The 23,589-nt window shown below is 44.5% G+C and carries 19 protein-coding genes; 13 read left to right on the plus strand and 6 right to left on the minus strand.

Annotation, left to right across the window (positions count from 1 at the left end; translation table 11 throughout):
- Window positions 1–6: 6 nt before the first annotated feature.
- From NTX44_12780 to NTX44_12840, 13 genes are all read left to right on the plus strand, one after another.
- On the plus strand, window positions 7–822 hold the full coding sequence (locus tag NTX44_12780; GenBank protein MCX6122475.1) for a hypothetical protein: 816 nt from the start codon (window positions 7–9) through the stop codon (window positions 820–822).
- Window positions 812–2,131, plus strand: a complete 1,320-nt coding sequence (locus NTX44_12785; GenBank protein ID MCX6122476.1) for a Ni/Fe hydrogenase subunit alpha — start codon at window positions 812–814, stop codon at window positions 2,129–2,131. Before NTX44_12780 ends, NTX44_12785 begins: the two co-directional genes overlap by 11 nt.
- Window positions 2,132–2,213: 82 nt before the next feature.
- Window positions 2,214–2,702, plus strand: coding sequence for a YbaK/EbsC family protein (locus tag NTX44_12790; GenBank protein ID MCX6122477.1), 489 nt, complete (start codon window positions 2,214–2,216; stop codon window positions 2,700–2,702).
- Window positions 2,702–3,208, plus strand: coding sequence for a hydrogenase maturation protease (locus tag NTX44_12795; protein MCX6122478.1), 507 nt, complete (start codon window positions 2,702–2,704; stop codon window positions 3,206–3,208). The genes NTX44_12790 and NTX44_12795 overlap by 1 nt, the downstream gene beginning before the upstream one ends.
- Window positions 3,209–3,632: 424 nt before the next feature.
- The gene (locus NTX44_12800) at window positions 3,633–4,277 is read left to right on the plus strand and encodes a 4Fe-4S dicluster domain-containing protein (protein ID MCX6122479.1); all 645 of its coding nucleotides are present in this window, start codon (window positions 3,633–3,635) and stop codon (window positions 4,275–4,277) included.
- Window positions 4,274–5,176 carry a CoB--CoM heterodisulfide reductase iron-sulfur subunit B family protein gene (locus NTX44_12805; protein ID MCX6122480.1) on the plus strand — a complete coding sequence of 301 codons (903 nt, stop codon included), beginning with the start codon at window positions 4,274–4,276 and terminating at the stop codon, window positions 5,174–5,176. The genes NTX44_12800 and NTX44_12805 overlap by 4 nt, the downstream gene beginning before the upstream one ends.
- Window positions 5,166–7,178 carry a CoB--CoM heterodisulfide reductase iron-sulfur subunit A family protein gene (locus NTX44_12810; protein ID MCX6122481.1) on the plus strand — a complete coding sequence of 671 codons (2,013 nt, stop codon included), beginning with the start codon at window positions 5,166–5,168 and terminating at the stop codon, window positions 7,176–7,178. Before NTX44_12805 ends, NTX44_12810 begins: the two co-directional genes overlap by 11 nt.
- Before the next feature lie 25 nt (window positions 7,179–7,203).
- Window positions 7,204–7,719 carry a hydrogenase iron-sulfur subunit gene (locus NTX44_12815; GenBank protein MCX6122482.1) on the plus strand — a complete coding sequence of 172 codons (516 nt, stop codon included), beginning with the start codon at window positions 7,204–7,206 and terminating at the stop codon, window positions 7,717–7,719.
- Entirely contained in the window at window positions 7,712–8,677 is a 966-nt protein-coding gene (locus NTX44_12820; GenBank protein ID MCX6122483.1) for a hypothetical protein, read from the plus strand. Before NTX44_12815 ends, NTX44_12820 begins: the two co-directional genes overlap by 8 nt.
- 2 nt (window positions 8,678–8,679) lie before the next feature.
- Window positions 8,680–9,132, plus strand: coding sequence for a CoA-binding protein (locus tag NTX44_12825; protein ID MCX6122484.1), 453 nt, complete (start codon window positions 8,680–8,682; stop codon window positions 9,130–9,132).
- A 47-nt stretch (window positions 9,133–9,179) separates the two neighbouring features.
- Complete coding sequence (locus NTX44_12830) at window positions 9,180–10,655, plus strand: Ni/Fe hydrogenase subunit alpha (protein MCX6122485.1); 1,476 nt, start codon at window positions 9,180–9,182, stop codon at window positions 10,653–10,655.
- A 27-nt stretch (window positions 10,656–10,682) separates the two neighbouring features.
- A complete protein-coding gene (locus NTX44_12835; protein ID MCX6122486.1) occupies window positions 10,683–11,228 on the plus strand; it encodes an isoprenylcysteine carboxylmethyltransferase family protein in 546 nt (181 codons plus the stop codon).
- A gap of 23 nt (window positions 11,229–11,251) precedes the next feature.
- Window positions 11,252–12,478, plus strand: a complete 1,227-nt coding sequence (locus tag NTX44_12840) for a peptidase C1 (GenBank protein ID MCX6122487.1) — start codon at window positions 11,252–11,254, stop codon at window positions 12,476–12,478.
- 206 nt (window positions 12,479–12,684) lie between these two features.
- Here the strand turns inward: NTX44_12840 and hypE are convergent, their stop codons facing one another.
- Genes hypE through hypF form a run of 6 tightly spaced genes read right to left on the minus strand, consistent with a single transcriptional unit; the run spans window position 12,685 to window position 23,520 of the window.
- Window positions 12,685–13,749: a hydrogenase expression/formation protein HypE gene (gene hypE, locus NTX44_12845; GenBank protein ID MCX6122488.1), complete on the minus strand. Its 1,065-nt coding sequence runs from the start codon at window positions 13,747–13,749 to the stop codon at window positions 12,685–12,687.
- Window positions 13,750–13,773: 24 nt separating this feature from the next.
- The gene (locus NTX44_12850) at window positions 13,774–19,278 is read right to left on the minus strand and encodes a PAS domain S-box protein (GenBank protein ID MCX6122489.1); all 5,505 of its coding nucleotides are present in this window, start codon (window positions 19,276–19,278) and stop codon (window positions 13,774–13,776) included.
- A 58-nt stretch (window positions 19,279–19,336) separates the two neighbouring features.
- Window positions 19,337–20,428: a hydrogenase formation protein HypD gene (gene hypD, locus NTX44_12855; protein ID MCX6122490.1), complete on the minus strand. Its 1,092-nt coding sequence runs from the start codon at window positions 20,426–20,428 to the stop codon at window positions 19,337–19,339.
- A gap of 59 nt (window positions 20,429–20,487) precedes the next feature.
- Window positions 20,488–20,853, minus strand: coding sequence for a four helix bundle protein (locus tag NTX44_12860; GenBank protein MCX6122491.1), 366 nt, complete (start codon window positions 20,851–20,853; stop codon window positions 20,488–20,490).
- A 23-nt stretch (window positions 20,854–20,876) separates the two neighbouring features.
- On the minus strand, window positions 20,877–21,155 hold the full coding sequence (locus tag NTX44_12865) for a HypC/HybG/HupF family hydrogenase formation chaperone (GenBank protein MCX6122492.1): 279 nt from the start codon (window positions 21,153–21,155) through the stop codon (window positions 20,877–20,879).
- 46 nt (window positions 21,156–21,201) lie between these two features.
- Window positions 21,202–23,520: a carbamoyltransferase HypF gene (gene hypF, locus NTX44_12870; protein ID MCX6122493.1), complete on the minus strand. Its 2,319-nt coding sequence runs from the start codon at window positions 23,518–23,520 to the stop codon at window positions 21,202–21,204.
- Between the last annotated feature and the right edge of the window lie 69 nt (window positions 23,521–23,589).

The following is a 23,589-nucleotide window of genomic DNA, read 5'->3' on the forward strand; positions in this document are numbered from 1 at the left end:
TCGAAGATGCCTGCTAAGAACACGAAGGTTCCGAAGATGGCTGCAAAGAAGCCCCGTAAGCCAAAACTTGCTGTATGGAAATTTTCTTCATGCGATGGGTGTCAATTAAGTCTGCTCGATTGCGAAGACGAACTGCTCGCCATTACCGAGCATGTCGAGATTGCGAACTTCCCCGAAGCGTCGCGTGCAGTCACGAAAGGTCCATACGACATTTCACTGGTGGAGGGTTCCATCACCACACCACACGATGCTGAACGTATCCACCAAGTACGGCGCCAGTCGAAAGTTCTCATTACGATCGGAGCATGCGCAACAGCTGGGGGCATTCAAGCGCTTCGTAACTTCAAGGATGTGAAACAATTTATCATAGCGGTCTATGCCAATCCGAAGTACATCGAGACGCTGAATAAATCGACGCCAATTGCCGACCATGTTTTTGTAGATTTCGAGTTGCGCGGCTGCCCGATCAACAAGCATCAATTGGTGGAGGTCATCAACGCATATCTCAACGGCCGCAAACCAAACACTCCGGCGTACGCTGTGTGTCTCGAATGTAAGCGGCGCTTCATCACCTGTGGGTTAGTTGCTCATGGCCCAACGTGTCTTGGTCCGGTAACTCAGGCTGGATGTAACGCCTTATGTCCGTCATACTCGCGCGGCTGCTTTGGCTGCTTTGGCCCGAAGGAAACGCCGAACACGTCTGCACTCAGCGCATACTGGAATTCACTCGGTGTTAAGGATGATGAACTCGTACGTTTGTTCCGTGGATTCAATGCTTACGCTGAAGCATTCCGAAGAGAGAGCGAAGCACATGAAAAGTAAGACGATAAAAGTTGATTACCTTGCCCGAGTGGAGGGCGAAGGCGGATTGTTAATAAAAGTGAGCGGTAGCAAAGTGAGCGACGTCAAGTTCAATATCTTTGAGCCGCCGCGCTTCTTCGAAGCATTTCTTCGAGGCAGGCATTACAGCGAAGCGCCGGATATTACTGCGCGCATCTGTGGTATTTGTCCGGTTGCGTACCAAATGAGTTCCGTTCATGCGATGGAAAATGCTTTTGGTGTTACTGTAGATGGGCAGCTTCGTGCGCTCCGACGATTGCTCTATTGCGGTGAATGGATTGAAAGTCACGCGCTTCACATTTTCATGCTGCATGCGCCGGACTTTCTTGGTTATGCCGATGCAATCCAGATGGCAAAAGATCACAGCCCTGTTGTTCAAATGGCGTTAAAGACAAAGAAGATCGGCAACGACATCGTCAACCTTGTCGGCGGAAGGGAAATCCATCCGATCAACGTTCGCGTTGGCGGCTTCTACAAATTACCAACAAAGCTGGAACTTGAAACATTAACCGAGCGATTAAAGTGGGCGGTTGATTCATCCATCCAGACCGTGAAATTTGTTGCCAAGCTGTCATTTCCAGATTTTGAGCGTGCGTACGAATATGTTGCACTGCGTCATGAACGAGAGTATCCGTTGAATGAAGGGCGGCTTTGTTCCAATAAGGGGTTGAACATCGAGATTCATGAATATGAAAACTATTTTATGGAAGAGCACGTCTCGCACTCTAACGCGCTTCACTCCATTTTGAAAGAACGCGGTGCATACTTCGTTGGACCGATGGCTCGTTATAATTTGAACTTCGATAAGCTCACTCCCGCTGCGCAAGATGCCGCCAAGTCTGCAGGTATTGGAAAGGGAACGAATAACCCGTTCAAGAGCATCATTGTGCGGTCCGTGGAGATGCTCTACGCATGTGAAGAAGCGTTGCGTATTATGAAAGAGTATGAAATGCCAGAGAAAGCGGCAGTGGATATTCAACCGAAACTCGGAACAGGCTATGGATGTACCGAAGCACCGCGCGGTATTCTCTATCACCGATATCGGTTGGATGAGCGGGGAATTATTCTCGATGCGAAAATCGTTCCGCCGACATCGCAAAACCAGAAAACTATCGAACAGGATTTACGCGAATTCGTACCGCCGCGCCTGCATCTTTCGCAAGAAAAACTTACCTGGCAATGTGAGCAAGCGATCCGGAATTATGATCCGTGCATTTCGTGCGCAACCCACTTCCTCAAACTTGAGATCGAAGACGAACAACACCGAGAACTCCGAGGCGAATTCGATTGAACAAAACACCGTTGCAAATTTTTCTTTTCTTCCGACATACAAGCGACATGGATTCATTCACCAATAACGCAGGAGGTGGCAAATGGCGAAGCTTGGCGATGTGACTGATTACTTGAAGCACAACAGCGTGCAGTATGAAGTGATTGAACACGCTCCGGCATTTTCTGCACACGAGGTTGCCGTTGTATCGCACGTACCGGAAAAAGATTTGGCAAAAACTCTTGTTGTGAACTCTGATGGCAAGTACTGCATGGTTGTGATGCCGGCCGATCACCGATTGAGTGATCATTTATTGAATGATGTGTTAAAGGGGAAACATATACATCTTGCATCCGAAGAAGATTTGCAGCAACTTTTCCCGGATTGCGAAGTTGGTGCAATGCCGCCGTTCGGAAATCTCTACGCGTTGCCGGTGTATGTTGCTACAACACTGGCTAACGACGATGTAATTGTCTTCAATGCATGCTCGCATACGAGATCTATCCGGCTCAAGATGTACGATTACTTGCGATTAGTGAAACCCATAGTTGCAGAATTCTCGCAATCACGGTTCGAAATTAAAGAACCATAATGACAGAAAAACCTTCTGAAGGTTTTCGAGTGTTTGTTCAGGACAACATTCAGAAGATTCTCGTGGTTGGAATAGGAAACGAGTATCGCAGTGATGATGGCGTCGGATTGGTGATAGCTCGGAGGATTCGCGAGAAAAAGATTCCGTCAGTGAGTGTAAAAGAAGAATCGGGTGAAGGCGCTGCGCTGATGGAGGCGTGGCAAGGACGTGAAAATGTAATTTTGGTTGATGCAGTTTCGTCAGGCGCAATACCCGGTACAATTTTCAGAATAGATGCAATAAAAGAGAAAACACCGATAAAGTTCTTTCATTATTCAACCCATGCATTTAGTGTTTCGGAAGCAATCGAACTGGCACGTGAGATGAATGTCCTGCCTCCAAAGTTAGTAGTTTACGGAATTGAAGGAACTAACTTTGCCGCAGGAACAACCATTTCGTTTCATGTTCAGCAGGCTGCCTATAAAATTGTCGAATACATCGTAAAAGACATGCAATTACTCCGATAATACTGTCCGTTGCCATTGTTTACGATTTGTCATTGAACACCCTCGTAGTACTACAAACAAGAATATAATTCTCATTGATGCAGTTTTTTGATTTGTTCATCAAAGTTTATAGAATAACTGATGAATATCTATTAACAATAATAGCGGTATATGTATATATACTTTACACTTTTTACGGCAGTGACATCCTAAAAATTGGCACGCGTAATGTTACCCTCTCTTCACTCCTTAAAAAAAATGATGGTATTTATGATAGTATCGTTTTATTTTTTTTAACATCCATATTAAACTCGAACTGTATCTCGCAAAGTTGATTGTCCGAAACATAAGTGTGATTTGAACGCGCAAGATAAAAATGTGTTCATAATGCTTCTTCATACCCTGTACGACAAATCGGAACATTATTCCTATTAAGGAGGAATGAATGCAACTCCCCGCTCAACCATCAATCCGCCAGGACGAAGCACCCCAGAAAATAGAAAAAATGAAACACGTCGTTCGGCGGATTAAATTTGAATCTGAACTCGATCTCGAGTTCGGCGAACGCGTGGCTAAAAAAGCGTACGGCCAGAAACTTCTCAGCTGTATTCAATGCGGCACATGCAGTGCCACTTGTCCGCTTGCGCATTATATGGATTATACGCCGCGGAAGATTATCGCTATGACCCGCGAAGGATTTAAGGAAGAAGTTCTCAACTCACTGACGATCTGGCTTTGTGCATCCTGTTACTCTTGTTACGTCCAATGTCCCCGACAAATTCATATCACTGATGTGATGTATGCACTCAAACGCGAAGCAATTCAAATGGGCTTTCATCCAAAGCGCCTGGCGATTCCGATTCTTGCACAGGAATTTTACAAGCGAGTTTTAAAAGATGGCCGGAACACGGAAAGCTGGCTGCTCATCAGTCTCTATTTACGTACGAATCCATTCAAAATGTTGAAAGAATCTATTCTTGGCTTGAAACTTTTTCTGCGGGGTCGTCTCACAATCGGCAAAGAACATGTCAAACGGCGCGATCAAATCCATGCTATCCTTGGACATGAAAAAGGAGGGCAGCCATCATGAAATATCTTAGTTTTCCCGGTTGCTCGCTGCGAAGTACTGGACGCGCATACGAAGAATCTATGATTGCTGTTGCCAAAGCGCTGGAAATTCAGTACGAAGAATTGAAAGATTGGAACTGCTGCGGTGCTACATCGTATGTTTCTATTGATGAAATGGATGCATTTGCACTTGCTGCACGCAACCTGGCGCTTGCTGAATTGCAGTCTCCAGAAGGTACAATCAATTTGGTTGCACCTTGCAGTGCATGTTACCTTGTTCTCTCAAAAACTGAACGTTACCTCGAAGACTATCCAGATGTCAGTGCGAACGTGAATGCAAAGCTGAATAAAGCTGGACTTCACTACAATGGCCGCGTAGATGTACGTCATCCCTTGGATATACTGGTGAATGATTATGGTATCGAAAATATTGCAAAGCGTGTTAAATATCCGTTAAAAGGTTTAAAGGTTGCATGTTATTATGGCTGCCAAGTCGTACGGCCTTTTGCTAAGTTTGATCACTCACATTATCCTGTTACGATGGATAAGCTAGTGCAGGCGCTTGGTGCAGAGCCGGTCGATTGGCCGTTGAAAACAAGATGTTGCGGCGGCAGCCTCACTGGCACAACTCAAGAAGCAGGTTTGCGTTTGAACCGCCTGCTTCTCAAAGAAGCTCAGAAACGCGGCGCCGACATCATGCTGACCTGCTGTCCGCTCTGCCAGCACAATTTAGAATGCTATCAGGAACGTATTGATCGCATCTATAAAGAAAAAATTGATTTGCCGGTAGCATATTTTACGCAGCTTATTGGTGTCGCGCTCGGTTTGTCGGAAAAGGAACTTGGAATGCAGCGGCTCTTCAAGAAGCCGTCGCTGGAGCATATCACACATCCGAAAGGAGAAATGGCCAATGCATGGTAATGGACATAATGAACCGATGCGTATCGGATTCTACGTTTGTCATTGCGGACACAACATCGCCACCATCGTGGATGTGAAAACAGTTGCTGAGTATGTGAAGACACTGCCCGGTGTTACTATTTCGCGTGAGTACAAATATATGTGCTCCGATCCTGGACAGGAACTCATCCAGAAGGATATTAAAGAACATTCGCTTAACCGAATTATAGTGGCGTCATGTTCGCCGCTCTTGCATGAGCACACCTTCCGTACGGCAGTGGAAAAAGGCGGTCTTAATCCTTATTACTTTCAGATGGTGAATATCCGCGAGAATGTTTCGTGGGTTCACACCGATACTCAAGCAGCGACGGAAAAAGCGAAAGACCTTGCTCGCGCAGCAGTGCAGCGCGTGTTTCATCACAAAGCTCTGGAAACGAAGCATGTAAAGATTCATCCTGATGTGCTTGTTGTTGGCGGTGGTATTGCTGGGATTCATGCGTCACTCACACTTGCAAACGCCGGCAAGAAAGTGTATCTCGTGGAAAGACAGCCAACGATCGGCGGACATATGGCAATGTTCGATAAAACATTTCCAACACTTGACTGTGCTGCCTGCATTCTTACGCCGAAAATGTCGCAGGTGAAAAATCATCCCAATATTACATTGTGGACTTATTCAGAAGTGTCAAACGTCGATGGTTATGTCGGCAACTATAAAATTGCAATCAAGCGGAAGCCGCGCTATATCAATGAAGAATTGTGTGTCGGCTGTATGGATTGTATTGAGAAGTGTGTGTACAAAGAAGGCAAGACGCCTGACGAATTCAATGTGGGATTGAGTAAGCGGAAACCGATCTACATTCCATTCCCGCAGGCAACTCCGCAAATTGTGGTGATCGATCGGGAAACCTGCATTGAATTTAAATCCGGCCGATGCAAGAAGACCTGTATAGAAGCATGCGATCGGAAAGCGATAGACTTTAAGCAGAAAGAAGAGACTAAAGAAATTGAAGTTGGTACTATTATTCTTGCGACGGGCTATCACACGTTTGATGCGAAACGCATCCCATTCTATGGATATGGGAAATATCCAAATGTCTATACATCGCTGGAAGTGGAACGACTTGTCAATGCATCTGGTCCTACTGGCGGTGATTTGATTCTTCGTGATGGCCGCCATCCGAAAACAGTCGGCATCATTCATTGCGTTGGCTCGCGGGACAAGAACACGAACCGTTGGTGTTCCCGTACCTGCTGCATGTATTCACTGAAGCTTGCACATCTGCTGAAAGAGCATACCGACGCAGAAGTCTACAATTTCTATATCGACATTCGAGCGGCAGGAAAATCATACGAAGAATTTTACGACAAACTTCTCGATGAAAATGTTCATTTTATTCGCGGACGTGTAGCTGAAGTGTCCGACTGGGCGGTGCGTCCGTCGGAAGAAGGGAAGCTTATCATCCGTGCAGAAGACACGATGATCGGCATTGTGCGCCGCGTACCGGTGGATATGGTCGTACTTGCCGTTGGAATGGAACCCCAAGCAGATTCGCAAGATGTGCGGCGGATGTTCAATATTTCTTGTTCAACAGAAGGATTCTTCCTCGAACGTCATCCAAAACTTGCACCTGTAGATACTTTTACAGACGGTATTTTTATCGCCGGTGCTTGCCAGGGACCGAAAGACATTCCCGATAGTGTTGCACAGGCAGGTGCAGCTGCTGCCCAAGCGCTCACGCTTATCGATACCGGTGAGATCGAACTGGAGCCGAATACAGCTTTTGTTGTGCAAGAAGAATGTTCAGGCTGCCGTACGTGTCTCACGATATGCCCATACAATGCTATCTCTCGCGACGAAGCAAAGCAAAAGGCATTCATCAATGAAGCACTCTGTAAAGGTTGCGGCACATGCGTTGCGGCATGTCCATCCGGCTCGATCAAACAGAATTTGTTTGAAGATGAAATGATCTTCAGTGAGATTGACGGCTTATTGAAAATGGAACAGAGCGCATGCTGTTGAATGTGAACCTGGAGAAGAAAATACTATGTCAACAATAATAGAACAAGAAGAAAATTCAAACGGATGGGAACCGCATATTGTTGCTTTTTTCTGCAACTGGTGCACATACACTGCGGCAGACCTTGCTGGAGTCTCGCGTCTTCGATATGCACCCAATGCTCGAATTATTCGCGTGATGTGTTCCGGACGCATTGATCCGCAATTCATTCTTGATGCTTTTTCCAAAGGTGCGGATGGTGTTCTCATCGGCGGATGTCACCCCGGGGATTGTCATTATATGGAAGGCAATTATAAGGCGCTTCGCCGTATGCGGCTTCTCAAACGAATGCTGAAAGATATGGGAATTGAAGAAAAACGGTTTCGTCTTGAGTGGATATCTGCTTCTGAAGGCGAGCGTGTCAAAACAGTCATCAATGAAATGACAGAGCAAGTGCGCAGACTCGGCCCGCTCGGATTACCGAAGAAATTTGCGGAATGGGATAAAGAAATGGAGACACTTGAACAAGAAGTTCAGGGAAAGGAGGAAGCAGTCCATGCCTGATAAACCGAAAGTGGCTTTCTACTGGTGTGCTTCCTGCGGCGGCTGCGAGGAATCAGTTGTTGACCTCGCCGAAAACATTCTGGATGTAGTTGCGGCAGTGGATATTGTGATGTGGCCTGTTGCTATGGATTTCAAGAAAAAAGATGTTGAAGCGATGGCTGATGGTTCGATCTTGGTCTCGATGGTCAATGGAGCTATACGGACATCGGAGCAGGAAGAGATGGCGAAGCTCATGCGGAAGAAAAGCAAGCTTATCATCGCCTATGGTTCATGCGCGCATATGGGAGGTATTCCAGGACTCGCCAATCAATTTCAGCGTGAAGAAATTCTCAAATACGTATATGAAGAATCACCTTCAACGGTGAACAAGGAGAAAACACGTCCGGAAGTGAAATTTGGAACAAACGGCAGTTCCGTTACATTGCCAACATTCTTTAATATTGTACGTGCGCTTGATCAGGTCATCGATGTCGATTATTATTTACCCGGATGTCCGCCGACGCCGAAATTGCTGAAGCAAGCCCTTGAAGTACTTCTTTCCGGAAAATTATCGGAGAAAGGCGCAATATTGGCACCGGATATTGCACTTTGTGATGAATGCCCGAAAAAAGATACAAAGCCAAGCGATCTAAAGTTTACGGAATTCAAACGTCCGCACTGGACACAAATTGATCCCAATACTTGTTTGCTGGCGCAGGGCATTGTTTGTATGGGGCCTGCGACACGAGGCGGTTGTGAAGGTGTTTGCATCTCAGGCAATATGCCATGCACCGGCTGTTTTGGACCGACCTCGCGGGTGAAAGATCAGGGAGCAAAAATTCTTTCTGCCCTTGCATCGCAGATAGAAGCGAAAGATGAAAAAGGAATTGATGAGACACTGGCAACAATTCCGGACCCTGTCGGAACATTTTATCGTTACGGTTTACCAGTATCGCTATTGAGAAGAAAGAATTTTTAATTATGGTTTCCCGTAAATCCATAGATGATTTTTTATCACAGAAAAAGCTCGCTCTTATCGGTGTCTCGCGAGATACCAAGCAATTAGCAAACGTTGCATACCGTTTTTTGAAAACACACGGATTTACGGTATATCCTGTTAATCCGAATGCAGATAAGATTGAGGGTGATCGATGTTATCCAAACATCAAATCGTTGCCTGAAAAGGTCGATGGTGTTGTAATAATGCTTCCACCAGAAAAAACGATGAAGGTATTACCGGAAATTCTTGAGGCAGGTATTGAGCATGTCTGGCTGCAGCAGCAAACGGAATCGCCGCAAGCAATACAATTTTGTAAAGATCATAATATTCGTGTTGTCTATGGTGAATGCATTATGATGTTTACTGAACCGGTAGCTTCTTTCCATCGCCTGCATCGCTGGGGGAAAAAAGTTATGGGTAAATTGCCGAAATAAAAAATAAGCTTTGACGATTTCAAGGCAGATTAACACGAGGAACAATAATGGAAGCAACAACTACAACTCGACGAATAACGATTGATCCTATCACTCGTCTTGAAGGTCATGGAAAGATCGATATCTTTCTTGATGATAAAGGTGAAGTGACGAAGGCATATTATCAAATCCCAGAATTGCGCGGCTTCGAGATTTTCTCCAAGGGACGTCCTGCCGAAGATATGCCGCAAATTACCAGCCGCATCTGTGGTGTATGCCCAACAGCACATCATATGGCTGGTACGAAAGCGTTGGATGACCTCTATAAAGTAGATCCACCACCTGCAGCAAAGAAAATTCGTGAGTTGATTTATAATCTCTTTATGCTCGAAGACCACGCGCTTCATGTGTATATTCTTGGCGGCCCTGATTTCATCGTTGGCCCGGATGCACCGAAAGAATTGCGTAATGTAGTCGGTGTGATAGGCAAAGTGGGTGTGGATGTTGGCAAGAAAGTAATTTCTATGCGGCGCCGATTGCGTGAATTGATAAGTTACCTCGGTGGTAAAGTAATCCATCCGGTTTTCGGATTACCGGGCGGAGTCTCAAAAGGAATAGCTCTAGAAGATTTACCGAAGTTTAAAGAAGTGGCTAATGATGGATTAGAGTTTGCCAAATTCACATTGCAGGTATTCAAAGATATTGTGTTAAAGAATGATACCTATGTCAAGATGATTACTTCCGAGACCTACACTCATAAAACATACTATATGGGTTTAGTGGATGAGAACAACAAGCTCAATTTCTATGATGGTAAGGTGAGGGTAGTCGATCCAAGCGGAAACGAATTCATCAAGTTTGCGCCCCAGCAATATCTTGATCACATCGCAGAACAGGTTGAACCTTGGAGCTATGTAAAATTCCCTTACCTCAAAATGGTCGGATGGAAAGGATTTGTGGACGGAATTGAAAGTGGTGTCTATTCTGTTGCGCCGCTTGCGCGTCTCAATGTTGCCGATGGTATGGCGACCGCTGAGGCGCAGAAAGCGTGCGATGAACTCTATAAGACTTTAGGTGGAAAGCCGGTGCACATGACACTTGCTAATCATTGGGCACGTGTTGTGGAGATGCTGCAGGCTGCAGAACGATGCGTTGAACTCGTGAATGATATTGAAATCACCAGCAAAGACATTCGTACGATTCCGACAAAAACACCGACTGTCGGCATTGGTATTGTCGAAGCACCGCGCGGTACACTCATCCATCATTATGAAACGGACGAACGTGGATTGATCACAAAAGTGAACCTCATTGTTGCTACCGCACATAACGGCGCACGTATTGCAATGGGTGTTGATAAAGCAGCGAAAGGCCTCATTCATGGCGGAAAAGTAAATGACGGTCTTCTCAATATGATTGAAATGGCATTCCGCGCATACGATCCATGCAATGCCTGTGCGACGCATTCGTTACCTGGTGAAATGCCCCTCGTTGTTCACCTCCGTGATAAGGATGGCAATCTCATAGATATCTTAAAGAGATAAAAAATATAGATCGATCAGTTTCATTGTATGGAGTGTCCTCTGGAAGTTACATCGATATTGATTTTTATTCTTGGAACATGTGGCGCTCTCGTCTTCACTTGGCGATTCTCCATTAAAGCCAAGCGTCCTCATGGTATTCCACGATTCTTTTCCTTCGAGTGCATTCTCTTACTCGTGCTCCTCAATGTACCCGTATGGTTTAAGCACACGCTGCTGTGGAATCAACTCATTTCATGGATACTACTCTTCGTTTCGATTGTCTACGCCGCTACGGGTTTCTACCTTCTCCGGGTTATCGGCAAACCAAAAGGCGACTTCGAAAATACCTCGAAGCTCGTCGTTGTTGGGCTCTATAAATTCATCCGCCATCCATTATACGCCTCGCTTGTATTATTAGGATTTGGAATATTCTTTAAACAGATCACGATTGAAACGACTGCTCTTGTTTTGTTCAACTTTTTTGCATTGATTGCAACTGCCAAACAGGAGGAGAAAGAGATGCTGATCAAATTTGGCGAAGAGTATCACGCATACATGAAGAGAACAAAGATGTTTATTCCATATTTATTTTGAACAATATCAGAAAGGGAATTTGCTTGAAAAAATTGATCTATTTGTTCATAATCTTTGAATTCAGCTCAAACGTTTTGTATGCGCAAATCGAGCGACGCGATAAAGCAGTGTTCATAGAATCAAAGAATGAATTTTGGGATTCCGTCAAAACGACACTTGATAAATTCTATAAGAAGGATTCAACTGCGAATAAAAAACTGCGGGTTGATTTTACTCAATTCAATCCACCGAAATCCTTAGATGAATTCACAACGTATTGGCATAACAAGCCGGTCTCACAGGCAGTCTCCGGAATGTGCTGGTGTTTTTCCACAACATCATTTTTCGAATCTGAAATATTCCGGTTGAGCAAACGCGAGATCAAACTCTCTGAACTTTACACTGTGTATTGGGAATACGTTGAAAAGGCGCGTGGGTATGTTCGGGCGCGCGGCGATCAGGAGTTCGGTGAAGGATCGGAGTCGGACGCTGTAAAACGTATATGGAAGAATCATGGTATTGTTCCTGCAGATGCGTACACCGGATTGCTCAACGGTCAGCCCTTTCACGATCATTCCAAAATGTTTGCGGAATTGGAGACATATCTTAAATCTCTTAAAACTTCAAACAGTTGGGATGAGGATGCGGTGGAACATAACGTCAAATCCATTCTTAATCATTACATCGGTGCGCCGCCGGAAAAAATTCTTGTCGGTAACAAGGAAATGACACCGAAGGAATATTTTGAAAAGGTTGTCAAATTGAACCTGGACGAATATGTGGAACTTGTATCTTTTGCCGACCGCCCGTATTACACATCTGTGGAATTTGACGTACCGGATAATTGGTGGCATAGCAAGGATTACTTCAACGTTCCTTTGAGCGATTTTATGGCAGCAGTGAAGAATGCGGTTCGCACAGGTTATACTGAAGTCATCGGCGGCGATGTCTCGGAACCGGGGATCGAAGGGCATGCGGGCATTGCTGTTATACCAACATTTGATATTCCATCGCAATACATTGATGAAAATGCACGTATTTTTAGATTTAAAAATGCTACAACCGAGGATGACCATGGTATTCACATCGTCGGTTATACACAGAAAGATGGAACAGATTGGTATCTCGTAAAAGATTCGGGTGCTGGCTCGCGCAACAACTCACATTCTGGTTATTACTTTTTTCATGAAGATTTTGTGAAGTTGAAGATGCTCGGAGTGATGCTCCCCAAAAGCGCTGTGCCTGAGATCGTGAAGAAAATGGGAAAGTGAAGTATCGGGATTACTCTGTTTTTCACTGATTCAACACGGATTGCCCGTCTCGATGAATCGAGACGGACAGATTACACTGATAGGTAGTGCTTGAGCGAATATTTTTTACTGTTTTGTAAATATCTTTTGCTTGATTTCGAAGCTCTTTTGGTTTAACAATCAGTGAAATCCGCAATCAATCCAAATCGCGAAAATCAGTATAATCATCAGCATATTCTTGGCAGTTGTTCGCCGGAGAGCATGTCCACCACACGCGAACCCCCGATGCGTGTTTTCATAATCACAGTACCGGAATGATCTGCAACAACCTCGCCGATAATAACAGCATTTTTTCCTAACGGATGCGTGCGCATTGCTCCAAGCACTTTATCTCCTGCCGACGGAGCAACGAATGCAAGGAGTTTGCCTTCATTTGCTACATAGAGTGGATCGAAGCCAAGGATTTCGCAAGCACCCAGTACTTCTTCAGAGACAGGTATGCGATCTTCAAAAATAGAAATTCCGATAGCAGCACTCTCGGCAATTTCGTTGAGAACAGATGCAACACCGCCGCGCGTCGGGTCGCGAAGAACGTGAATTTCCTGGCTTGCCGCAAACATCGTCTCTACTAATTCATTGAGCGGTGCACAGTCGCTTTCAATCTGAGTTTCAAACTCCAATCCTTCCCGTACAGACATGATGGCGATTCCATGATCAGCAATTGTACCGCTTAAAATAATCTTATCTCCTGGTTTTGCATGCCGCGGACTGATGGTAACTCCATCCGGAAGAATACCAATGCCCGATGTATTGACGAAAATTTTGTCGCCTTTTCCGCGATCAACCACTTTCGTGTCACCGGTAACCAGTTGAACCCCCGCTGCTTTTGCCGCAGTTTCCATAGAACGTACAACGCGCCATAATTCTTCCATGGATAATCCTTCTTCAATAATAAATGCGGCAGAAAGATAAAGCGGGCGTGCACCGCACATGGAAAGATCATTCACGGTTCCGTTTACGGCGAGTGTGCCAATATTTCCACCTGGGAAGAAAATTGGATTGATGACGTACGAATCGGTAGAAAATGCGAACCGTGTGGTACCAATTGAGAAGATAGCACCATCGTGCAACGGTTCAAGCAGTTCATTTTTAAATTGCGATGCAAACATATTTTTGATCAACTGGTGCGAGAGTTTTCCGCCCCCGCCGTGTGCCAGCAAAACATGCTTGTATTCCATCATTGGCAGCGGGCAAGAGAAGCCATTGTTCATTTCCATAGTTTTTTCATTCATCGGTTTTATTCTTTTCGGATTCCTTTAATCTAACGCTTCCCTGATTTTTGCGAGCACATCTTCAATGATGTATGGCTTTGGTAAAAATCCCCGTACGCCGGCATCTTCCAATTTTGCTTTTATATCTGGTTCAAAAAATCCGCTGGCTAATATCATTTTCACTGCAGGGTTTATTTCTTTGAGTTTTTTAAATTCACCATCGCCCGACAATTTTGGCAAACCCATGTCACTCATAACGAGTGCAATCTCGTGTGCATGCTGGTTGTATACATTCACCGCTTCCATACCGTCTTTAGCCGTTAGCACAGTATAACCGTGCGTTTCAAGAAGAATCTGTACCATATCGAGCAGTAAGTCTTCATCTTCCACAACAAGAATAGTCTCGTTTCCGCCGTGAACTTGTTTTTCTGCTTTAGCTGTTTCAAGAGTAGAAATGCTTTCCTTTGGAACAGGGAAGTATAGCTGGAAACTCGTTCCGCTTCCGACCGCGCTTTCCACGTCCACGAAACCGTGGTGAGCTTGAACAACACCGTACACTACAGAAAGTCCCAATCCTGTTCCTTTCCCTTTTTCTTTTGTTGTGAAGAACGGATCGAAAATTCTATTGCGAGTCGTTTCATCCATCCCTGTTCCGGTATCGGATACAGTTATGCAGATGTAACGATGCTCATTTGCCGTTGGGAAGCGTTCCCGCAAATTAATACCTAGTGCCATATACGCTTTAATTGAAATGACACCGCCGTTGGGCATAGCGTCCCGTGCATTGACGCAGAGATTGAGTAATATCTGATGAATTTGTGTATGATCGGCATTAATGAGGGGAAGCTGTATTTCTATTTCTGTGTTGAAGGTGATGGTTTTTGAAAATGTCTGTTGCAGCATCGATACAAGTTCTCGCGTAAGATCGGGAACATCTAATGGTCCGAATGCAACGTCAGTCTTGCGGGCAAAAGTAAGAATTTGCTTGACCAATCCTGCGCCTCGATCGACTGCTTGTTTGATCGCATTCACTCCGTCGGAAAATTTCTGTGGATCACTTTTCATCGAGGGAAGAATGGAAGTATACCCGAGAATAATCCCAAGAATATTGTTGAAATCATGTGCAATTCCGCCTGCGAGTGTACCAATGCTAAGCATCTTTTGAGATTGCACTAACTCTTGCTGAAGCTTCTTTTGTTCGGTAATGTCTTGGAAAACCTCCAGCATCGCCTTGCGTCCTTCGTACATCATACCCACATGACTGATCTGGAAAGTTTTACCGCCTAAGATACCCATTGTTTCAATAACATCTGGTTTGCCAAATGAGATTCCTCTCTTCAATGGACAGTCTTGGCATTGCTGTTCGTTGTCTTTGTACACTTTCCAGCAACACATATCTACAACATCGACTGTAAGCATTTCCTTCATAGCTTTACTGACAAAAAGGATATTTCCTTCTTCATCAACAATGTTCATCCCGAATGGCATTGTCTGGATGAGCAGATCGTTAAAGGCGTGCGTTTGGCGAAGCGCCTCTTCTGCCATCCGGTGTTGAGTGAGATCGGAAAAGAAGACGAGCGTGAGTTCCCCCATCGATGAGAATGTAGATTCGATATACTTACTGGAACCATCCTTGCACGTAATTACAGATTCCAGGGGTTCGGTGTCATTAGCCTCGAGTTGTGCTTGTTCTACAGAATTGTTCCAGATAGATTCTATTTGATTCCGATATTCGTCGATAGGGTATGCAAATGACCACCAAGAATCCAGGGAAGGGATGTCCTGTTGTTCGTACCCGAACAATTGAGTAAATCGATGGCTGACGTACTCGATGTCTTTTGTTGCGCCGGAGAACACGGCGATCGCAACTGGAGAAGATTCTACGAGCATTTTGAAAAGCTCTTCACTCTTTCTTAGACTTTCTTCAGCATGTTTATGTTCTGTAATGTCTTCTGCTATCCCATCGTAATAGAGTATGGAGTTATCCGGATCGTGGATCGCTTTCGCATTTTCACGGACAAAAATAGTTGAACCATCTCTTCGCCGCCAAGCTGATTCAAGACCCTTTACCTCTCCTTCCTGTTCCATTTTTCGCTTGAAATCAGTTCTTGGATAAGATGGTTCAAATCCTGATTGTTCTAGATTACGGGCCTTGAGCGCTTCGATCGAGGAAAACCCGAGCATGTTAAGAAGCTGTGGATTGGCAAGAAGAATGTCTCCATTTGGTGTCGTACGATAGATTCCAATATTAGCATTCGTATACAATTCCCGATATCGTTCTTCGCTTTCTCGTAGCGCCTCTTCTGACCGAATCCGTTCTGTGATATCCCGAATAGCGGGCATATGGGCTGGACGACCTCGCCAGCTGAGTCGGGTAGCCGTGATCTCTATCGGGAATACTGACCCATCTTTTTTTCGATGGTAGCGGATCGGAATACGAGTTTCAGTAGGATTTTTGCCTGCACGGCTTGTCTCATCTGGTTCTGCCGATAGATCCACATTACGCATCTGTAGCAATTCCTGGTGCTGGTATCCGTACAGAGTGGAGGCGGCTGCATTAGCTTCAATGATCTGACCCGTTTCGTCATCGATCAGGAAGAGAGCATCAGATTCCATATCAAACAATCGACGATACTTTTCTTCGTTTTCGCGAAGTGCTTCTTCAGTGCGTTTGCGTTCGGTGATATCACGGAACGTGCTTTGTGTATAAACCTCAATTCCAATCCTTACATGATCTGTAGCGATTTCTAAGTCTCTCTTTTCGCCATTTTTACGAATTATTTTATAAGTAAACCTCTTTTCAGTTGGTTCTCCTTTTTTAACTTTTTCGAGCATATCCTGGATTATATTTTGCGATTCAGGAGCAATATGTTCTAGTAATGGTTTGGCAAGGAATTTGTCTAAATCATCATAGCCAAAGATTTCAAGCAATGCTTTGTTGGCATGGATTACCTTATTTCCTTTGGAAAGACCGATTCCTTCAAGAGAGTTTTCAAAAAGTGTCCGATATTTTTCTTCGCTTTCAAGTAACGATTCTTCTCCAAGCTTGCGTTCGGTGATATCCTCGATCATAGCGAGAAAGTATAAAAATCTTTTATTCATATCGCGGACAATTGTAATAGTTGCCGCCCCCCAGACAACTCTTTTATCTTTTCGTACGTAGCGCTTCTCAGTATGGTATAGAGGTATTTCTCCAGCAAAAAGTCTTTTAATCGATTCTATATCACCCGTGATATGTTCTGGATGTGTAATATCTTTGAAGGTGAGGGAGGTCAATTCGTTTTCTTCATAACCCATCATTCTGCAAAAAGTTGCATTGGCTTCAATAAATTTGAAATCTAAATTAGAAGTTGCCATTCCCAGCGGACTTTCCTCGAATATTCTTCGGAATCGATCTTCACTTTCTCGCAAGGTTTGTTCTACCAGCTTTCGTTGAGTGATATCTCGTACAACAACTTGCGCCGCTGGTTTCCCTTTAAACAGAAAAGGACTTGCAACTACTTCGACATCAACTGAAGAACCATCCAAACGTAAATACTTCTCTTCAATCATCGGTACAGGTGATTTCAACTCTTTCAGGTGTTTTATTCTCTCCGCAACAATTTCACGATACTCAGGATGCATGAGATGTATGACTCGTCGTCCAATGAGTTCTTCCTTGCTTGTTGCCCCAAACAAATGAACACCTGCCTCATTGATGAATGCAATGTTGCCTTCGCTTTGGATAAAAATCGTATCGGGCGAGAGTTCAAATAATTGCCTGTACCGCTCTTCACTTTCTTTTAAGACTTCTTCTGCGCGATTGCGATCGGTGATATCGCGTGCTGTCGATAACGCCCCTGACACATTTCCATTTTCGTCTTTCAACACACGGCACCACCAAGCCAACAAACGTTTTTCACCGTCCTTACGCCGCTGCCAGCTTTCAACATAGATAACGTTTTCATCGCCGATAAAAATAGGTTGAACTTTTTGATAGGTCTCTTGTTCACCTTCGAAATAAAACGCTGCTTCTTTACCAAGGACATCTTCTCCAAAGAATTCTATACCCGCACGGTTTGCCCACGTATAGACTTTATTGTTGTCTACTTCCATAATAATATCAGGAACGGACGAAAGGATTGCATCATTACGCGAAGCTAATGATCGTAATTTTTCTTCTGCGCGCTTGCGCTCAGTAATATCGCGTATGATGCTTTGGTAAAACCTCGTTTCGTCAATCTTAATGAACCGTGAACTAACTTCGACAGGAAACACTGTGCCATCTTTCCGCCGGTGCTCTGTTTCAAACACTAATCCGCCTCGCTCTGCAACTTGGTTCATTTGCTTATCAACGGAAAGGCGAGTTCTCTCTGAACGGAGATCGTGAATACGTAATTGTGCAAATTCTTCTCGTGTGTAACCATATACCTTGCATGCCTGGTCGTTCACTTCTTTGATCCGGCCATCCATATTGATTAATAATATACAGTCATTCGCATACTTAATGATATAATCGAAGTGCTTCATAAGGGCTTGGCGCTCCACTTCGGCTAAATATTTATCGCGATAGAATTTTGCCTGTTGATGCCGCCACCAGGACACGATAATGCCGCCGGCTGCAAGGAGGAAGAGAAACATCCCAATAACCGCGATCCATGTTTGTGAACGAAGAGGTGCATAAATTTCTTCCTGATCAACTTTAGCTATCATAAACCATGGAGTATTTTGAATTTTTCTAATTGCTGCAAGGACAGGAACACTGCGATAATCTTTTCCTTCTACATTTCTTTCAATTCCGCGTGCTGCCATCGATGCGGGAAGTTGTTCGTTAGAAATTGGCATGCGCAATGTCAGCGTCGTATTTTTCCGGTGACGAAGCTCATTTAAATAGACGACGCTGTCCCCAACTTGCTCGAGCAGCAGTGTCTCGGATGTACGGCTTGGTGTTGGCCATGTTTTGATGAGCGGAAAGAGAACTACCTGCGGATCAATACGTAGGAGTAGCGTACCGATGATCGTGCTATCGCTCCGATCCGGAGAGAAAATGGGAACAATCAAATCGATGTGCACGTATGGAACACTTTTCGAACAGTGTAAATCAGAAAAAGTAATTTGCCGATAAAGGAGTACTTCTTTAAAAATTGTGTGTCCATATGAACAAACAGAATCATCATGATTGGATACTGACAAACGAACATTTCTTTTTGCATCAAGCAGAAGAATAGACCTGTACCCCGCATGGTCCTGGAAGGATTTCATAAATTTGAAGAGATCTTGTTTGGGACTTGTTTTCTCTGGGGTCTTGAAATATATCTCAACTTGACGAGCGATCGCCGCATTGTTGCAGGTAAGCTCGGCATCGATAATGCGTTCTTGTCGCCACTGTGCAATTTGTCCTGCTTTCAAATCTGCGAAAGCAGCAAGATCATTCTGTGCCGCAATTTTGATGCGTTCTTGTTGATCTTGATAGAAAAAAAATCCTGTGATGAAAATGCCGGCTGCCAAAGACAGGAAAATGGTGATGAGGAACCAGGGGATTGTCCGTCTGGGTAGAGGACTTTTTTTCATATGCCGTATCCTTTTTAACGCTCAGAATTATCTTTCATACAATCCAATATATCGTTTTTCAACGATTCATTTTTCCATAATGAAAATACGCTGCGCATGCGCCCTCGGAGGAAACCATGGGAGCGCCAAGCGGATGTTCTGGTGTACACTGAATTCCAAATGCCGGACAATCGTATGGTTTTTTTAATCCTTGCATTACTTGACCTGCAATGCACAACGACGATTCTTGCGTATGGATGGTTGAAACATCAAACACGTTCTCGGCGTCAAACGCTGCAAACTCATCACGTAATCGATAACCGCTCTTTGGAATTATTCCGATACCGCGCCAAGCTCTATCTCCGACCTCAAATACTTTACTCATTAATGCTTGCGCTGAACGATTGCCTTCCTGTCGAACCGCCCGTGCGTATTGGTTCTCAACTTCTGCACGTCCTTCTTCAAGCTGTTTCACCGTCATCAAAATTCCTTGAAGAATGTCGACCGGTTCAAAGCCTGTTATGACAATCGGAACGCGATACTTGGATGCGAGTGGAATATATTCTTCATATCCCATCACAGTGCAGACGTGTCCAGCCGCGAGAAATCCCTGAACACGATTGAGTGGTGACGATAGAATTGCTTCCATCGCAGGCGGCACAAGCACATGCGAACAAAGAATGAAAAAATTCTTCAGACCAAGTTTTTTTGCCTGCCAAACGGACATTGCGTTTGCAGGAGCGGTCGTCTCGAATCCTACGGCAAAGAATACAATTTTTTTACCAGGATTTTGCTGGGCAAGTTTCAACGCGTCAAGTGGAGAATAGACAATACGGACATCGCCGCTTTGAGCTTTCACTGTGAGCAAATCTTTTTCTGAGCCCGGCACTCGAAGCATATCACCGAATGAGGTGAAGATGACGTCCGATCGTGATGCAATGGCGACTGCTTTGTCGATGAGTTCAAGTGGAGTGACGCACACCGGACATCCGGGTCCGTGCACGAGCGTAAGGCTGGAAGGAAGCAGATCATCAATCCCGGATTTAACAATCGTATGTGTCTGTCCGCCGCAGATTTCCATGATTGTCCAAGCGTGAGTAACAACTCTGTGGATTTCCTTCATCAGCTTTTCCGCTGAAGCAGCATTCCGATATTCATCAACGTAGCGCATGGTCATCCGTAAGCAAGAGAATAGAAACAGGATGCAAGAAGCAAGATGACGAAATATATTTATTCATATGTTTTCCAGTTTTCGATGAGACCATGGAGCATTTTGCCAACATCATCGCATTTCTGAAGCAGTGTCTTGTTGTCCTCTTCAGTAATATACTTGCAATCGAAAGCAAATAATATCCACACTTTTGTTTCTTCGTTTGATCCAATTGCATCAACTAAATGACGTTCAAAAACATTCTCATAATATCGTTTTGCCCATCCTTCAACAATGTTTGAAGCAACCGAGCGCGATGATCTTCGCATTTGATCTGTGAGAGAATACAATTCTTCTTTTGGAAAACGTTTCGTTAACCAAAATAATTGCATTATAAGATCATAGGCGGCATGGTATACTTTCAAATCGCGATAGGATTGAATCATTTTTTCTATCCGCTTTTTACTTATTATGTCTTACTTCGTGCGTCAGACTTCTTGCTTCTGGCTTCTGATTTTTCTCCCAACTCTCCCATTTGCTCTATCAGCTTAAGCGTTTCCTGCGCTTCCGCTTCATCCATCATGCTGATGGCGAAGCCGACGTGAACAATAACGTAATTGCCGATTTTCACTTCCGGAACAAGTTCGAGACAGATTTCTTTTTTAATACCGCCGAAACTTACTTTGCCCATGATTGGCGAAACGGCATTATCGATTTCTAAGACTTTACCGGGAATTGCTAGACACATTGTATTTTCCTTTTCTGAGTCAATGTTCAAATTCCTGAATCCATAATCAAGCTCTATTTGCGTTTTGCAAACGGAGAGCGGCATATGCTTGCCCCAAAGCAATTCCCCCGTCGTTTGGCGGTACCCGCTGATGCCAGTACGGACGAAATCCTTCTTCACGTAACCGTTTCACAGTGTGCTCCGTCAGATATTTGTTCTGAAAGCATCCACCGGAAAGCACCACGCGGTTGTGCTTGATCTTCATTGCCACTGCCACGATTATTTCAACAAGTGTGTTATGAAATTTTGCAGCAATGGTTGATGGGCTGATGTGATTTTTTATATCAGTAAGAATTCCCTCAAAAACTGATCGCCAGTCAACTATCCTTAATTTTAGCGCTTCATCAATTCCAAAGGGATAACATTCTTCGCTTTCCACGCTTTGTATCAAAAATTCTAATTCCATTGCCGCTTGGCCTTCGTAATTCACGATCTGTCTTAGTCCAATAAGCGATGCGACAGCATCAAAAAGTCTGCCTGCGCTCGTGGTAACAGGCATATTGATGTTCTTTACAAACATTTGTTTAAGCACATCAAGTTCCGCTGGTGTGAATGCTTGCACGGAAATCAAATCGTTATCGTGAAAAATATTATCGCCAAATATCTCGTACAAAATACCGAGAGCAATGCGCCGTGGTTCTTTAATAGCTTTTTCTCCACCTGGCAATCGGAAGGAACGGAAGGTGGCAATATGCTCGAATGATGTTTCCGTTGTTAATAAAAATTCGCCACCCCAGATAGTTCCGTCGAGGCCATACCCTGTTCCATCCCACGATACGCCGAGCAATTTGCCTTCCAGTTGATTCTCCGCCATACAAGAAGCGATATGTGCGTAATGATGCTGGATTTCTATGAATGGAATGCCAGTGCTTCGAGCAAACTTCGATGAAAGATAATCGGGATGAAGGTCGCAAACAACCTGTGCAGGTTTTGTTTCGTAGAGCATTTGGAAATCTGTGATGACCCGATGAAAAGCATCTAACGATTCCATCGTTTCCAAATCGCCAATATGCTGACTGATAAACACATTGTCGTCCGATGTCAGCGCAATTGTATTCTTGAGATGTGCACCGACTGCCAGTAGGGACACGCCATGGCGTGTCCCTACAGAAATGGGTAAGGGTGCATAACCGCGTGCGCGGCGAAGTACCAACTCGCGTCCCATTATAACACGTACAATGGAATCATCCACATGCCGCACAATCGGTCGGTTGTGAACAAGAAACATGTCTGTAATTCCATTGAGTCGATGAAGAGCTTCGTTCTCATCAGTACAAATCGGTTCGTCCGATAAATTGCCGCTTGTTGCGACAACAGGAAAACCAAGTTCTTTCAATAAGATGTGATGCAACGGCGTGTACGGCAGCATCACGCCGAGATAGGGATTGGAAGGAGCGACAGAACTGGCAATGAAGGATTGCGGATTGCGGACCGTTAAACGTTTTAAGAGAACTATAGGTGATTCTGGCGAAAGCAGAAGCCGTTCCTCAAATTCGTTAACTTCGCACTCCAATTTTATTGCTTCTAATAAAGGGAACATGAGAGCTAGCGGTTTCTCTTCCCGATGCTTCCTTGTGCGAAGACGACGCACTGCTTCGTCGTTGCGTGCATCAACCATCAAATGAAACCCGCCAATCCCTTTAACGGCGACAATTTTACCGGTTCGAAGAATTTCCACTGCTTGAAGAAGTGCGTTGTGTCTTTCAGCAATGACATTTCCTTTATCATTCCACAATTCTAATTTTGGTCCGCAGAGGGGGCATGCGTTTGGCTGAGCATGAAATCTACGGTCGAACGGGTTTTCGTACTCTGCTTTACAATCCGGACACATCTCAAATTTCTTCATTGATGAATTCGGTCGATCGTACGGTAATGCTTCTATAATAGAGAAGCGCGATCCGCAGTTTGTGCAATTAGTAAAAGGATAAAGGTAGCGGCGATTTGATGTGTCGAAGATGTCTTTCAAACAATCAGGACAGGTTGAAATATCGGGAAGAACCAGCACAGTCTTTATTCCAGCAGAATCGCTTTTACGAATCTCGAACAATGTGAAGCCGGTTGCGTCAAGAAACAAAAACTCTAAACTTTGGATACATGCCCGCGGGGGTATTTCTTTCTGCAGACGAAACAGAAACTGATTGAGTGTATCTTTTGCACTCTCGACTTCAATAAAGACACCTTGGCCAGAGTTCGATACCCAGCCAGGCAGTTTCATCTCTGTCGCTAGTCGATAGACGAATGGTCGAAATCCTACGCCCTGCACCGCGCCGTGAATAACGACTCTCAGCCGTACTCTTTCTAAATTTTTTCTCTTTAGTTGTTGCACCGCACCCACAAAGTGCAAAAAAATCTTGTGAGAATCAGTATGGAAGAATTCCGAACCATCATTGTTATA

Source organism: Ignavibacteriales bacterium, assembly GCA_026390575.1.
Taxonomy (GTDB): domain Bacteria; phylum Bacteroidota; class Ignavibacteria; order UBA10030; family UBA10030; genus Fen-1298.

Excerpts from the sequence above, each read along its gene's own strand:
- NTX44_12795 (MCX6122478.1), top strand. The coding sequence starts at position 2,702 with ATGACAGAAAAACCTTCTGAAGGTTTTCGAGTGTTTGTTCAGGACAAC.
- NTX44_12800 (MCX6122479.1), top strand. The coding sequence starts at position 3,633 with ATGCAACTCCCCGCTCAACCATCAATCCGCCAGGACGAAGCACCCCAG.
- NTX44_12780 (MCX6122475.1), top strand. The coding sequence starts at position 7 with ATGCCTGCTAAGAACACGAAGGTTCCGAAGATGGCTGCAAAGAAGCCC.
- NTX44_12830 (MCX6122485.1), top strand. The coding sequence starts at position 9,180 with ATGGAAGCAACAACTACAACTCGACGAATAACGATTGATCCTATCACT.
- NTX44_12815 (MCX6122482.1), top strand. The coding sequence starts at position 7,204 with ATGTCAACAATAATAGAACAAGAAGAAAATTCAAACGGATGGGAACCG.
- NTX44_12785 (MCX6122476.1), top strand. The coding sequence starts at position 812 with ATGAAAAGTAAGACGATAAAAGTTGATTACCTTGCCCGAGTGGAGGGC.
- NTX44_12850 (MCX6122489.1), bottom strand. The coding sequence starts at position 19,278 with ATGAAAAAAAGTCCTCTACCCAGACGGACAATCCCCTGGTTCCTCATC.
- NTX44_12810 (MCX6122481.1), top strand. The coding sequence starts at position 5,166 with ATGCATGGTAATGGACATAATGAACCGATGCGTATCGGATTCTACGTT.
- hypD (MCX6122490.1), bottom strand. The coding sequence starts at position 20,428 with ATGCGCTACGTTGATGAATATCGGAATGCTGCTTCAGCGGAAAAGCTG.
- hypE (MCX6122488.1), bottom strand. The coding sequence starts at position 13,749 with ATGAATGAAAAAACTATGGAAATGAACAATGGCTTCTCTTGCCCGCTG.
- NTX44_12820 (MCX6122483.1), top strand. The coding sequence starts at position 7,712 with ATGCCTGATAAACCGAAAGTGGCTTTCTACTGGTGTGCTTCCTGCGGC.
- NTX44_12790 (MCX6122477.1), top strand. The coding sequence starts at position 2,214 with ATGGCGAAGCTTGGCGATGTGACTGATTACTTGAAGCACAACAGCGTG.
- NTX44_12805 (MCX6122480.1), top strand. The coding sequence starts at position 4,274 with ATGAAATATCTTAGTTTTCCCGGTTGCTCGCTGCGAAGTACTGGACGC.
- NTX44_12835 (MCX6122486.1), top strand. The coding sequence starts at position 10,683 with ATGGAGTGTCCTCTGGAAGTTACATCGATATTGATTTTTATTCTTGGA.
- NTX44_12865 (MCX6122492.1), bottom strand. The coding sequence starts at position 21,155 with ATGTGTCTAGCAATTCCCGGTAAAGTCTTAGAAATCGATAATGCCGTT.
- NTX44_12860 (MCX6122491.1), bottom strand. The coding sequence starts at position 20,853 with ATGATTCAATCCTATCGCGATTTGAAAGTATACCATGCCGCCTATGAT.
- NTX44_12825 (MCX6122484.1), top strand. The coding sequence starts at position 8,680 with ATGGTTTCCCGTAAATCCATAGATGATTTTTTATCACAGAAAAAGCTC.